Source organism: Candidatus Venteria ishoeyi, assembly GCF_030378065.1.
In the GTDB taxonomy this organism is placed as follows: Bacteria; Pseudomonadota; Gammaproteobacteria; order Beggiatoales; family Beggiatoaceae; genus Venteria; species Venteria ishoeyi.
On sequence record NZ_JAUCGJ010000049.1, the window covers coordinates 21,337 to 35,175 of the forward strand.

Here is a 13,839-nt window from a genome sequence, read left to right on the forward strand (position 1 = left end):
TTCCATCTTAAGCCCAGCTTACAGTTTGGCAGATTATCTTCAGAAAGCTGTAAGTTTCGTTTAAGTTTGAGTTGTTAAGTTATTGACTCAATAAAATCAGCTATTTTTTATGGATAAAGAGGCATGGATAACAATACATCAGCACATTCCAGCACGGAACCCGTGCGCATCTGGGATTTACCCACCCGGATATTTCATGGCTTGTGGATCACTTTTTTTGTATTGGCGTGGGTTTTCCACGAAGACAACCGTTATCTGAATATTCATGTTTTTGCCGGTTATGCCTTTTTAGCGTTGCTTTTATTCCGCTTATTCTGGGGACTGTTCGGCAGCCATTACGCGCGTTTTCGTCATTTTTTTTATACACCTGGCGCGGTAGTCACTTATTTGAAATGCTTACTGAGCATACCCCAACAGATTACCGGGCATAACCCCGTCGGTGCCTGGGCTATTTTTATACTGTTGGGCCTGGGTTTAGTCGTGTCACTTTCCGGCTTGATTACGCTGGGCGCAGAAGAGCGTCAAGGCCCTTTAGCCACTTTATTTCACCCGGCAACAGGGCTGCTGTGGCATGAGATCCACGAATTTCTGTCCTGGTTGATGTTGGCTGTGGTTGCGGCGCATGTATCCGGTGTCATTATAGAAAGTATTCTGCATCGGGAAAACCTGGCGCTGGCGATGATCAATGGCAATAAACAACGCCCTGCATCAACGCTGGGCGTACCCCGGCATGGAAAAATGGCGTTGTTGCTGTGCATTTCCATATTACTGGGAGCCGGATTTTATTTTGGTGCTTGTCTGCCATATGAATCAGGACGCGCCTGCCAACCTTTTTTAGGGCCAAAATTACCCGACAATGTTTTGTGGCGCGAAGAATGTGGCAGTTGCCATGCCATTTATCACCCCACCTTATTACCACAACGTTCCTGGGTAAAAATTCTGGATACGCAACATCAGCATTTTGGTGAGGACTTGGATCTGGATACAGACAGCCGCAATGAAATCCACAATTTTTTGACGACCTATGCTGCCGAAACCCTGCTCACGGAAGCCGCTTATAAAATTCTGCGCTCCATTCCGCCCGAAACAACGCCACTGCGCATTACTGAAACAGCGTATTGGCAGAAAAAACATGCGGATATTTCGCAATTGATCTGGCAAAGCCCACAAGTGCGCAGCCGTGCTCAGTGTGAGGCTTGTCACCTGGATGCTGCCGTGGGTACCTACGAAGACAGCGCAATGTTTATTCCCAATTGAGTGCTTAATTGAATTTTATATGTAATTTTTATTTATTTTTTAAGGAGTTATCATAATGAAACATCCACTGTTCGCGTCTGTTTTATGCCTGGGTCTGGGCTGTAGTTTGCAGACAACAAGCTGGGCGGCTGAATCTGCCACAGTCACGCAACTGCTTGCTGAATATCAACAGGCAGGCGCGGCTGAATTCAGCGTTGAGGCTGGTAAAGCACTGTGGGAAAAATCATTTCCCACGGCAGATGGTAAACAGCGCAGTTGCACCGCTTGTCATCATTTGGATCTCAGTAAGGCGGGAGAGCATGTCCGCACGGGTAAAACCATTGCCGCAATGGCACCCAACGCCAATAGCAAGCGCCTGACAAAACTGAAAAAAGTACGCAAATGGCTGAAAAGAAATTGTAAATGGACGCTGGGAAGAGTCTGTAATACCCAGGAAAAAGGTGATCTACTGGTTTTTCTCAGTGCTAATCAGTGAAATTCTTAAACAATAAGGAACATTCTCTTATGAACGAAAAGACTTTATACACTTTAAGCGCCACCGCTTTAATATTAAGCGCAGGTTTATATGCCGCTTTCTCTTTTGCGGATGATGATGACGATGATCATGACTATGGTAAAAACAATAAATACCAAATTCATATCACAAATAACCCATCCTATCAGGAAGAATGTGGTGCTTGCCATATCGCTTATCCATCTGCTTTACTGCCAGCACGTTCATGGCAAAAAATCATGAGTGGATTATCGGATCATTTTGGTGAAAATGCCGAACTGGAAGCGGCAACCCAGGCGCAACTGACAGAATATCTATCCACGCACAGCGCTGAACATGATAAATCCTACCTTCCTCAAAAACTACTGCGCAGATTGCCATCCGGGCAAACACCATTGCGTATCAGTGAATTACCTTATTTGCGCCATGAGCATAAAGAAATTCCGGTGCGGATGATTAGCAACAACCCAAAAGTTAAATCTATCAGCCAATGCAATCACTGTCATACACAGGCAGACAAAGGCAGCTTTGCAGAACGGGAAATTAATATTCCTGGCGTGGGGCGCTGGGATGATTAAAGTATTAATAAATTTGTAAGCAGTGCTGACGGTATTTATTTACACTAGTATATCGCCAATTTTATAATGACGGGTGCGCCTGACCAAGACCTTCCAGGTTTTCAAAACCTGGAAGGTCTAAAGCCCGTCAAAACAAGGCCGCTGATGTACCAGGCCTTTCGCCAGAATGATACCAGCGCAAGGCCCATCCAGGCAGCAAATCAGCGTTTTGCAGAAAATCCTGGAGCCTATTTATGAAATATCCGGGTTATAAATCCTCCTGCATACTGATATAACCACAGGGACATTCTTCCGCGCATAAGCCACAACCTTTGCAATAATCATAATCAAAGACATATTGCGAGCCATCAAAGGCGACATCACGGGTTTTTAACACCGCAGAATCTGGACACAGGGTCCAGCAATTATCGCAAGCCAGACAATTACCGCAGGAGAAACAACGTTTGGCTTCTTTATTGATGCTGACAAGATCCAGGCTGCGGGTGATTTCTGATTCTTCCTCACGCTCAGCGACTGGCAATGCGGGTTCTGCAATGCGACTGGCCTGGGCATAATAATTCAGATTCAGTTGCGAAAAAGCCAGCGGCTCTGCTTTTGGCGTACCTGACAGGTTTTTATCTTCCAGCATGGCGGCAATGGCAATTGCGGCGCGGCGCGCATCACCAACGGCTTCCGTGACCGTACCGCTACCGTAGCGCGCATCACCACCACTGAAACAGGTTTTATAAGCATTGCTTTGATTAAGAATATGTCCCCATTCGTCAGTATCAAAATGGCTAAGCCCCGCTTCCAGTATACTTTCCAGACCGTTATGCTCCATTACCTGACCAATCGCCGGAATCACTTGCTCCACATTTAAGATAGTTTCCGTGCCAGAAAATGCCACGCGGCGCAGGCGACCATTGGGCTGTTTGAGTTTTTTCATGTGCACAAGCTCCACCCCGGTGACCTTCTCACCACGTAGAATCAAGCGCCGTATGCCCCGATACTCGTGAATATGCACGCCTTCTTCCAGCGCCTCATGCACTTCTCTGGGAATTGCCGGCATCGCCTCTGATGCCGGGATGCCGGGGCCGGGAATGGGTTTGTGAGAAATTAGATGGACTTCTTCAACGCCTGCGCGTTTCATAATGCGCGACAAGTCCACTGCGGTATTGCCTGCACCAACCACGGCAACGCTTTTAGGTGTTGGCAGCGTACCAATGCTCACCCATTCACGGATTAAATCCAGACCGGAATGCAAGTCACTGGGGGTTGCGCCATCAATACTCCATTCCTGTGCTTTTTGCGCGCCAACACCGATAAAGACCGCAGGATAGTTATTTTTTAATTCATCCAGACTGATATCGCGTCCCAGTTTGGTAAGCGGCTCAAAACGAATACCCGGCAAATCCAACAGACGCTGGATTTCCAGTTCTAATACCGAGCGTGGCAGGCGATAAGGTGGCAAAGCACTGCGTAAGGTACCGCCTGCTTCCGGGTTTTCATCAAAAATCACGCTGCGATAACCCGCACGCAGCAGGTGATAAGCCGCGCTTAAACCCGCGGGTCCTGCGCCGACAATAGCGATTTCCGGGGCATCGGCAGCCGGTTCGCTAACGGGATAAGCCCAGTTTTGATTCATCGCTTCATCGCCCAGAAAACGCTCAATGGCATGAATCGCAATGGCTTCATCCAAATCCTTGCGATTGCAGGCGGATTCACAAAAATGCGGACAAACGCGACCGGTAATGGCTGGCAATGGATTGACGCTGACCAGGGTTTCCCAGGCAGCTTGCAGATTACCTGCCTGCACCTGTGCTATATAAGCCTGGGCATCCTCTCCAGCCGGACAGGCAATATGACAAGGTGCAGGCGTATGTTGATGCACCGGTTTTTGCACCCGCCAGGTGCCGGTTTTAAAGTTCAGCGCAGTGCCAGGTTCTGCATAAGCGGCACGGGTTAAAATGGTCATTGGTAATTCCTTTAGAGCCTGGAAATTAATTTTCTGAAAACGATAACATAACGGGTGTTACGCAAAAGCTTCTTTTTCACCGGGATTTGAAGACATGAAACATTCTGCTTAACCGGCTTTTAATTTTTCTTTTAATAAATGACGTAATTCTTTTTGCACAGTTTCTGAAAACAGATGCTTGGGCAGGGCAATCCACAGCAGCGATGGCAGACGAATCAGGAATAAATGCGAGTCTTCCAGCCAGTTATCCATATTTTCCCAGTGAATCAATACCGGCTTATCTGCATCATCACGCCCATAAATCCCGGCTTCAGTGACTTTCCAGTTTAACTGTAAAGCGCGTTTCCGGTTTTGTTGTTTCCAGTGCCGCAACACTCTCAGGGTGAAAATAAATTGCCCCAGCAGCAAACCGTATAACACAAGAAAACCACCCAGGGATAAAAAATAAATTTCCTGCAAGGGTTGTTTTGCCGAACTGTAAGCCGCCAGTATAAAACACAAAGCGCCCAGCCCTACGGCAAGTACGGATAACCAGAAACGGCGTTTTCTGGCATTGAGCTTATGCCCGTTAAGATAATCCTCCTGACGCATAGGTGCGTTTAAGTTCAATAACGTCGTGTGGCTTGAAGTATTTCCAGTTTGATTGTCAGGGCTTAGTTTTTCAGGCATAATAGGCGGTTTTCAAGTTTATTTAGTGATAGAGTTATGGCAAAAGAAGATCATATTGAAATGGAAGGCACGGTGGTCGAGACCTTACCCAATACCACATTCCGGGTTGAACTGGAAAATGGTCATGTGGTAACTGCACACATTTCAGGACGTATGCGCAAACATTATATTCGCATTTTAACGGGAGACAAGGTGACAGTGCAATTAACACCTTATGATCTCAGTAAAGGCAGAATTACTTATCGAGGACGTTAATTTGGCCTGAGCGGGTGCGCAAGTGACATTCACACAATTGCGCTGCCACTTGTTGCGGTTTTTCGGCATTAAACAATGTCCCGATGACCGCCAGAAAATCAGCCCCGGCAGTCAGTAAATCCATTGCATTGTCTACGCTAATACCACCGATGGCAACAATCGGTAAGTTTAACTGCGCGCGCGCCTGGGTCAGCAACTCAAGCGGTGCCAGTATCGCTTCCGGTTTCGTTGTTGAGCTGAAAAAGCGTCCAAAAGCAACATAATCCGCACCTTGCGCCTGCGCTTTTTGTGCTAATGGCAACTGGTTATAACAAGATACGCCAATGATTGCCTGCTTCCCCAACTGCTGACGCGCAACCGCAAACGGCGGGTCATTTTTTCCTAAATGCACCCCATCTGCACCAATTTCAACGGCTAATGCCAAATCATCATTAATCAATAAGGGGACTTGCCGGGAACGGCATAAACGCTGCAAGCGTAAAGCACGCTGTTTGCGTTGTGCGGCGGTGGCGGTTTTATCCCGATATTGTAAAATACTGGCTCCACCCGCCAGGATCTGCTCACAACGTTGCAGCCAGACACTTTCATTGTCACAGCTTGCAGTAATGGCGTATAAGCCCCCCACAGGCAGCGGAATATGATTCATTGACATCGTTTCCAGGTAGATTGTAAATCCTTATCAATTAAAGCTTGTTTAAGTGAAGTTGCGTATTTTTGTGACATAATTTTCAAGCGCGTAAGCGGTATATCAAGCAAAGCTTGGTTATGAGGTGATAATCACAGCATCTGCTGCAACAACACTCAGCTTAAGCGTTGCTCAATCACATCCATCAAATCCCCGGCAATATCCAACTGACACTGCGCATCCAGTTCCCGGATACAGGTGGGGCTAGTCACGTTAATTTCCGTCAAATAATCACCAATTACATCCAGCCCCACAAAAATCAGTCCTTTTTGAGACAAGGTGGGAGCCACCTGCTCACAAATCCAATAATCCCGCTCCGTGAGCGGCACCACCTGACCGGAACCACCTGCCGCCAGATTACCCCGGGTTTCGCCGGGGGCGGGAATACGCGCTAAGGCATAAGGTGTGGGTTTGTCATCCACCAGTAAAATGCGTTTGTCTCCGGCTTTAATTTCCGGGATAAAACGCTGCGCCATGATGCTGCGCTGTCCGTGCTGGGTCAGGGTTTCAATAATTACGCTGATATTAGGATCAGCTTCACGCAGACGAAATATTGAATCTCCCCCCATGCTATCGAGTGGTTTGAGAATAATATCCTGCCATTGCGCCAGGAATTCGCGCAATGCTGTTGCCTGTGCAGTCACCAGACTGGGCGTGGTACATTGCGGGAACCAGGCAGTGTAAAGTTTTTCATTGGCATCGCGCAGACTCTGGGGTTTATTTACCACCAGCGTACCACGCGCTTCTGCTTGTTCTAATACATAAGTTGCCACCAGATACTCAAAATCAAATGGCGGGTCTTTACGCATTAAAATTGCATCTAAATCCGCCAGTGGTCGAGATACGCTGTCACCCAGCTCAAACCAGCCACTGGCCTCATCACGCACCTTCAGCGGTGACATGCAGGTCCAGGCTTCCCCATCACGCAGTGATAAGTCACCCGGTTCCATATACCAGAGCTGATGCCCCCGCGCCTGCGCCGCCAGCAACATCGCAAAACTACTGTCTTTGTAGTATTTGATGCTGGCAATGGGGTCCATGACGATGCCAAGTTGAATAGTCATCAGATTTTTACATTCGCGCCTTGTTGTTCCAGAGAGCGCAGAGAGGCTTCCAGCACTTGTACCACCTGTAAACCTTCTTCACCACTGGACTGTGGTTTTTCACCGCTGTGGATGCAGTCGATAAAGTGCTGGGCTTCAACCTTCAAGGGTTCCACCATGCTTAAGGCGGGAGAATACATATCCCCATTGTGATAGGCATAAGCAAATTCATCAAACGAGTTATAACCGGGCGAGGCTTCCACGCCTTTGTCATAAATTTTAATTTTTTCAAATAATTCAATGTCGTTATACACCAACATACGTTTGCTGCCGACAAAGGTCATTTCCCGGATTTTATTAGGGTCCAGCCAACTGCTTTGAATGGTGGCGAGGGGGCCATTTTCCATGGTGATTGTCAGGCTGGTAATATCTTCAACATTTTTGGAGACATTTCTGCTGCCAACACAGTTCACGGAAGTGGCCTGATTACCCAGAATATCAAACATAATGGCTAAATCATGCGGCGCTAAGTCCCAGGTGACATTAATATCTTTTTGAAATAAACCCAGGTTTAAACGTCTTGAACTCATGTACAAAACTTCTCCCAGATCGCCACTTTGGATGATTTCTTTGATTTTGCGCACGGGTGAAGAATAAACAAAGGTATGGCCCACCATCAGCGTGCGATTACCCGCTGCCGCCAAGGCATTGAGTTCTTTACATTCTGCCACAGAAGAAGCCATCGGTTTTTCGATAAAAACATGTTTACCGGCTTGCAGCGCGGCTTTTGCCAAATCAAAATGGTATTGCACCGGTACGGCAATAATTACGGCATCCACATCTTCATCATTCAAAACCTGTTCATAATCACTGCTGGTCTGCGCATGTTGGTATAAAGCTTCCATCTTTTCCAGACGTTTTTTGTCCAGATCCACGATCCACTTCAGTGTCGTTCCTGGCAGGCTGTTAAAGTTGCGAATCAGGTTAGGTCCCCAGTAGCCACAACCGACGACTGCAACCGTGATTTTTTCCTGTGTCATGTGTTTGATTCCTTTTTGATGCGTTGTTGGATCATTGTCTGTAATGAAAACTGGCGTACCCAGTCATGCTGAAATTGTGGAATATCCGACACAAATACCGGGTCGGGACAGTCCGGGGCAAGATTTTGGTAACGTGCGTTTAGTGTACGCCCACTCACAGCCATAAAACAACGGGCAATTTCTGCATTATCAATGGCTGCTGGTGTGAGTAAATAAGCTTGGGCCTGTGCATGCATGGCAGCGCTGATGAGTAAATCAACGGCTTCATCAATCCATAATAAACCCGTGACATGTCCACTATTCACAATAATGGCTTCATTTTCAAATGCGCTGCGATATAAACGGCTGAGTAATTGTGAAGGGTGCTCTCCCGGCGAGGCAACAGAACCCAGACGCAAATGGCTGACCACAGTTTTGCAATCGGCAAAATGCTGCTCAAAAAAGTTTTCAGCAGTCTGTTTAAGCAAGCCATAAGGGGTGTCAGGGTGGGGGGGATCCATTGCCTGTATCGGGTTTTGATTTAAACGGCTGAATACCCGGATAGAAGAAATATTACTGAAACTGACTGGTGGATGGGTTTTTAACCAATCCCATAAAAAGCTTAACTGGTGAATATTGCTATCCAGCTCATAGCGCATCTGTTCAGTAAATGTCTTATCGCGCTGCACTTGCCAATGCAAATGAATAACACGATCAGGCTTAGCTAAGCCGGTTAAGTCTTCAGCAGATTGCACAACGATGGGTTGGCTATCAGCTATCCAGTCCACGCGCCTGGGTTGTTCGGGATAACCCGGCAAAACCAGCGGCAGCACTTGCGCCCCCAGCATTTCCAGACGCGCGCTTAAATCTCGCCCTAAACGCCCGGTCGCGCCGGTAATTAAGAATGTTTGTCCATTAAGCATAAGATGATTGAGTTCGACGCAGGCTTATTTCATCCGTTATACGGCTGAAAACCACCCCGCCTCACGCTAAGTTATTGATAGTGTATATTAAATTTGGTTATTTCACCCTGAAAAACTTTATGTTAGATTCAGGTTGTTTACTCCCAGCTTCTCAAGACTTCCTGAGACAGTAATTCTTCCGGGCTGAAAGGTAAAGATTGCAACCATTGTATGGTTTTCACAATGCCTTCTTCAATTTCAATTTGCGGAGCATAACCCACAATTTCCTGGAAAACCCGGTTATCACCCAGATGACGCATGACATCCCCCGGTCTTGCTGCTTGTTTTTCAATGGCAGTCGCCGGATCCAGACCAAACTGTTGGCAAATAATTTCAGCAATCTGGCGCACTGATGTTTCCTTGCCGGTACAGAAATTCATGGTACGCCCCAGCGAGTCAGGATTTTTTGCCACATCAATCACGGCGCTGGCGGCTTCTTCAACATACAGAAAGTCACGAGTCTGCTCACCATCGCCAAATAACACCAAGGGCTGCTTATTCATTGCCCGCACTATCATTTTCGGAATCAGTTCTCCGCGAAACCCCTGCCAATGTGAATTCGGGCCATACATATTAAACGGGCGAATAGTGGTCCAGGGTAAGCCGTAAGTACGCCCATAACTGTAGACATACATATCCTGCGCCACTTTTGCAGCGGCATAAGGGGTTTCCGGGTGCAGAGGATGTTTTTCATCCATAGGCACATAGGCTGCGCTGCCGTAAGCTTCAGAAGAGGAGCAGTTGAGAAAGAGTTGCATCTGATTTTCCCGTGCAACCGCCAGACAGTTCATGGTGCCATCAACAATGACCTGATTGACGCGCTCTGGCTCTTTAATCGACTGACGCAAATCCAGCACTGCCAGATGAATTACCCAGTCACACCCGGCAAAGGCAGTTTTCACGTCAGCACGGCGGGTAATATCACCGTGAATAATCTGTAAATTCGGGTGTCCTTCAACTGTTGCTAAATGGGCTTCTTTACCATTAGAAAAATCATCCAGCACCACTACTGCATGACCATCATCGAGTAATTGTCCGACCACATGAGAGCCAAGAAACCCCGCGCCTCCCGTTACGACCACTTTTTGCTTGCTCACTTTATTTCCTCTATTAAGAATTTAGCCTGTAAAAATTTGGCATGAGGTGGAAATCGCCCTTGGTTTTTTAGTGACCAAAAACTGCTTCCACCAAATTTAGCTTATATTAGATCATCTTGATATAAAGAGATATAGCTTTTAGTCACTTAAAGCAGGATAGACCGGTTAACAGGCTCCAAAATTGCTGATACCTTTTTTATATTTTAAATCTAATTTCAGCAGGCGGTTTTTATCTAAAAAATTATGCCTATAATATATTTTATATCTGCTTAGGAGCGAGAATTTTATAACTTCAGCAACCTGGCTGGTCTTTTTCTCCATTTCCTGCGTTCTGAAAACAGTTACATAGCTTGCTATGCGCCTGTTTTCACGCCTTGAAAATGAATAAAAATCCTGCGCCCAGTTCCTGTACTTATTTCATCCTCACTCCTTATAATATATTTTTTATCATTTTGGAAGATAGAAAACTTCCCTGCATATCAAGCAACCTTCATGGAGATTGCAAATGAGCTTACAAGCAAGATTACTGTTGGCAATTGGCAGTGTATTGCTTTTTGCCTTTATCATCCTGGAGGCTTTTCATTTTCAGGATAGCAAACAAAATGCCGCGCAAGATCTTCAGGATCAGGCAGAAAAGGTGCGCAGTTTGTTGATGGCTTACCGCACGACGCAACAGAAGGTTTTTCTGGAAGACAAGGTTAAACTTGATCCTGTCACCCTTAAGTTTTTACCAGCTTACGCAATAGGCCAAATTTCACATGAATATCCCAAATGGGATAGTTCCGGTTTTAGCTTTAATAATGTCTCTGATCAACCTCGCAACCCAGAACACCAAGCGGATAAACTCGAACTGGAAGCCATAGCTTATTTTCGGAAAAATCCTGAAAAAAAAATACTATTTAAACCTTTTGAAAATGAAGTGGGCGAACCGTATTATCTTTATGCGCGTCCTATCTGGATTAAAGAACGCTGTATTAAGTGTCATGGTAAACGCGAAGATGCCCCGGAAACCATTCGCAAGCTGTATGACAAGGCTTGGGGCTACAAAGTGGGTGATTTACGTGGTTTGATGAGTATCAAGCTACCTGCGAGTACTTTACACGCACGCACGCAAGAATCTTTCATTAACAATTTAATACTTCAACTTGCCGTTTTTATGGTGATTTTTGCTATTGTCATCTGGATATTTCGAAAATATGTAACCAGCCCTTTGCTGTCAATGGGAGAGGCCATGCGACAGGTTGCCAGGGGACATTATGATCAGCGGATTTCTGGATTCTCTGGAGAATTTGCAACCCTGAGCGATAATTTCAACCACATGACCAAAGAACTCAACGCGCATCAGGAAGCACTGAAAACCTTAAATAATGAGTTAGAAGATCGGGTTGAGCAGCGTACCCAGGAACTCAATGAAGCCAACCAGAAAATTCATACTTTAAATAAACAACTACGCTCAGAAAATGTGCGCATGAGCGCGGAACTGGATGTTACCCGCAAAATTCAACAAATGCTGCTGCCAAATGAACAGGAATTAAAACTGATTCCCGATCTGGATATTGCCGGATTTATGGAGCCAGCCAGTGAAGTCGGCGGTGATTATTATGACGTGCTGCAATATGAAGGCAAAGTTAAAATCGGCATTGGCGATGTTACCGGACATGGCCTGGAAAGTGGCATGTTAATGTTGATGGTGCAAATGGCAGTACGTACCTTATTAACCAGTAATATTACTGACCCTAAAGCATTTATGGAAATTCTTAACCGTGCCATCTTTGATAATATCAAACGCATGGGGACAGATAAAAACCTGACGCTGGCATTGCTGGACTATGATAATGGTAAATTCAACCTGTCCGGGCAGCATGAAGATGTTTTAATTATGCGCCACGGCGGTTTGGTGGAACGCATTGATACCACTGATTTAGGTTTCTGGATAGGCGTTGAATCCAATATCAGTGATTTCCTGGCATTACGTGATATTCACATCGAACCCGGTGAAGGCATGGTGTTATATACCGACGGCATTACTGAGGCCAGAAATACTGACAAACGGCAATACAGTGTTGAACGCTTGTGTACCGTGCTCAGTAATAACTGGCAATATCCTGCCGAACAAATTCGCAATGCCGTGATTGAAGATGTACATGCTTATATTGGCAGTGAAGAATTGCTGGATGATTTGACCTTGTTGGTGTTTAAGCGTAAATAAGCAGATAAAAGTTGGCAGTTGATAGTTTAACCTAAGTTTGGCGTAAACGGCTTTCAGCGTCTTTAGAAACGAGGATTTTATAATTCCCGAAACCTGGCTGGTCTTTTTCTCCATTTTCTGCGTTGTGCCTGTTTGGACTTAGGCAGTTACATAGCTTGCTATGCGCCTGTTTTCACGCCTTGAAAATGAATAAAAATCCTGCGCCCAGTTCCTGCACTTATTTCATCCTCACTCCTTAATATGCCTGAACCCCATACTTTAGCAACAATCTTGGCAAGATGTCATCAAGGTTCTGTACATCCTTGTCCTGCAATTCAATTAGGTTAAACCCATATTTCATATATAAAGCTATTTTTTTCTGCTTCCTGACAAGATATTTAGGATCGTTTTCATATCCCCAATACTCAATATAAACCTTACCGGTTGGAATATAAAAATCAGAATAGACATCTTCTTCAATAGGTAGTTTTCGCTCATAGGCATGGACGATTTCAGCCATATACAACCAATTATCAATCAGCATTTCTGCTTTAGATCGGACAAAATGTCCGTCAGCACTGCGGTGCTTGGCCTCAAATTTATCTCTAAAGCTCACCTCTTCTTTAATATCTTGTGTTACGGGAGAGAACACGGTTTCAGTGCCTTTAACATGGCCTACCGTTTCTTTCAGTGACTTTGCATCAGTAATTGACTCAGGCCAACGCACATACGGAACACCAGAGCGATTATCCTCATCCTGAATACCGCCTTGCTTTTTGCCCTGGTCGGTTATGAGCCAGCCCTTTAAGCCTTTTTTGACCCAACCTAATTCTGACAAAATAAAATTGACTTTAGTTGGGGAAAGCTCAAATTGACGCCCAATCGTTGTGGTGCTAACAAGTGGGATTTGTGTATTATCAGGTGATTGCGGCACAATTTCTATATTGATGTCTTCAGGCCATACAATGTACTTTCCGTACTGTTTGGACTCTTTATAGTCGCCACCTTTATGCTTACCTTTGGTGGTCAGCTGCCATACTTTGTCAGCTTTTTCGATAAGTCCTGACTCCAATAAATAAGCAAAAAGTGCTTTTGAAGCGATGCCTAATTTTTTTGCAAGTGCGGTTGTGGATATTTGTTTCATAACTATATTATTCTTTACATGTAATTTTTTCTGATAATGTTTATTTATTGTTATGCGGCATTTTGGAAAATGAGAACATCCCCAAAATTCATTATTCTTTCCTTTTCTTGACACCATTTTTATATCGCAAGAAGAACAAGTCGGTGTTTTATAATCACCTCTGGTTATTTTTCTTAATAATTTTACTTGCTGATCTTCGGGTAAGTTATTTATTATATTAATAATTACCACTCCAGTTACTAACTGAATGGTCAGTTTATCTATACTCTTTGCAAAGCTTATTGCCTCATCAGTAAATTCATTACTGGTCATGAAATAGCCTTTTTTTATATTTTTCTGTAGCATCACTCCCGTAAATTCGCTTATATATTTCACGCCAACTTTTTTGTTGTAAAATGATTTACATTGTGCAATTGATACCAGTTTTTTGTATTCCTTATGAATAAGGGTAATATCAACACCGTCATCTCCACCTGAGTTTGTCAGTGCCACAAT

Annotated in this window: 13 protein-coding genes; 5 read left to right on the forward strand and 8 right to left on the reverse strand. The window is 45.1% G+C overall.

Going from position 1 to position 13,839, the window contains the following annotated elements; translation table 11 throughout:
• The first annotated feature begins 123 nt into the window (after window positions 1-123).
• The 3 genes from QUF61_RS14585 to QUF61_RS14595 are packed head-to-tail and all read left to right on the forward strand — an operon-like array spanning window position 124 to window position 2,328.
• On the forward strand, window positions 124-1,257 hold the full coding sequence (locus tag QUF61_RS14585) for a cytochrome b/b6 domain-containing protein (RefSeq protein ID WP_289682348.1): 1,134 nt from the start codon (window positions 124-126) through the stop codon (window positions 1,255-1,257).
• A gap of 55 nt (window positions 1,258-1,312) precedes the next feature.
• Entirely contained in the window at window positions 1,313-1,732 is a 420-nt protein-coding gene (locus QUF61_RS14590; protein WP_289682349.1) for a DUF1924 domain-containing protein, read from the forward strand.
• A gap of 29 nt (window positions 1,733-1,761) precedes the next feature.
• A complete protein-coding gene (locus QUF61_RS14595; RefSeq protein ID WP_103918481.1) occupies window positions 1,762-2,328 on the forward strand; it encodes a diheme cytochrome c in 567 nt (188 codons plus the stop codon).
• 247 nt (window positions 2,329-2,575) lie between these two features.
• On the opposite strand, the gene QUF61_RS14600 is transcribed toward QUF61_RS14595, so the two are convergent.
• Both QUF61_RS14600 and QUF61_RS14605 read right to left on the reverse strand, forming a co-directional pair.
• Complete coding sequence (locus tag QUF61_RS14600; RefSeq protein ID WP_289682351.1) at window positions 2,576-4,282, reverse strand: FAD-dependent oxidoreductase; 1,707 nt, start codon at window positions 4,280-4,282, stop codon at window positions 2,576-2,578.
• A gap of 108 nt (window positions 4,283-4,390) precedes the next feature.
• On the reverse strand, window positions 4,391-4,951 hold the full coding sequence (locus QUF61_RS14605) for a YcxB family protein (RefSeq protein WP_146066331.1): 561 nt from the start codon (window positions 4,949-4,951) through the stop codon (window positions 4,391-4,393).
• A gap of 36 nt (window positions 4,952-4,987) precedes the next feature.
• On the opposite strand from QUF61_RS14605, the gene infA reads away from it, so the two are divergent.
• Entirely contained in the window at window positions 4,988-5,206 is a 219-nt protein-coding gene (gene infA, locus QUF61_RS14610) for a translation initiation factor IF-1 (protein ID WP_103918484.1), read from the forward strand.
• On the opposite strand, the gene thiE is transcribed toward infA, so the two are convergent.
• The 5 genes from thiE to QUF61_RS14635 all read right to left on the reverse strand — a co-directional run bounded on the left by thiE (window position 5,187) and on the right by QUF61_RS14635 (window position 10,012).
• A complete protein-coding gene (thiE, locus tag QUF61_RS14615; RefSeq protein ID WP_289682353.1) occupies window positions 5,187-5,852 on the reverse strand; it encodes a thiamine phosphate synthase in 666 nt (221 codons plus the stop codon). The two genes, infA and thiE, sit on opposite strands and share 20 nt — an antisense overlap.
• 155 nt (window positions 5,853-6,007) lie before the next feature.
• Window positions 6,008-6,955: a glutathione synthase gene (gshB, locus tag QUF61_RS14620; protein WP_289682354.1), complete on the reverse strand. Its 948-nt coding sequence runs from the start codon at window positions 6,953-6,955 to the stop codon at window positions 6,008-6,010.
• A complete protein-coding gene (locus tag QUF61_RS14625) occupies window positions 6,955-7,974 on the reverse strand; it encodes a Gfo/Idh/MocA family protein (RefSeq protein WP_103918487.1) in 1,020 nt (339 codons plus the stop codon). Before QUF61_RS14625 ends, gshB begins: the two co-directional genes overlap by 1 nt.
• On the reverse strand, window positions 7,971-8,876 hold the full coding sequence (locus QUF61_RS14630; protein ID WP_289682355.1) for an NAD-dependent epimerase/dehydratase family protein: 906 nt from the start codon (window positions 8,874-8,876) through the stop codon (window positions 7,971-7,973). The genes QUF61_RS14625 and QUF61_RS14630 overlap by 4 nt, the downstream gene beginning before the upstream one ends.
• Window positions 8,877-9,013: 137 nt before the next feature.
• Window positions 9,014-10,012 (reverse strand): NAD-dependent epimerase/dehydratase family protein, encoded by a 999-nt coding sequence (locus QUF61_RS14635; protein ID WP_177428119.1) that lies wholly within the window; start codon window positions 10,010-10,012, stop codon window positions 9,014-9,016.
• A gap of 505 nt (window positions 10,013-10,517) precedes the next feature.
• Between QUF61_RS14635 and QUF61_RS14640 the strand changes: the two genes are divergently transcribed.
• Window positions 10,518-12,221 carry a SpoIIE family protein phosphatase gene (locus QUF61_RS14640; RefSeq protein WP_103918491.1) on the forward strand — a complete coding sequence of 568 codons (1,704 nt, stop codon included), beginning with the start codon at window positions 10,518-10,520 and terminating at the stop codon, window positions 12,219-12,221.
• Between the two features lie 235 nt (window positions 12,222-12,456).
• Here QUF61_RS14640 and QUF61_RS14645 read toward each other — a convergent pair.
• A partial coding sequence (locus QUF61_RS14645; protein ID WP_289682357.1) for a restriction endonuclease occupies window positions 12,457-13,839 on the reverse strand: 1,383 nt, incomplete at its 5' end.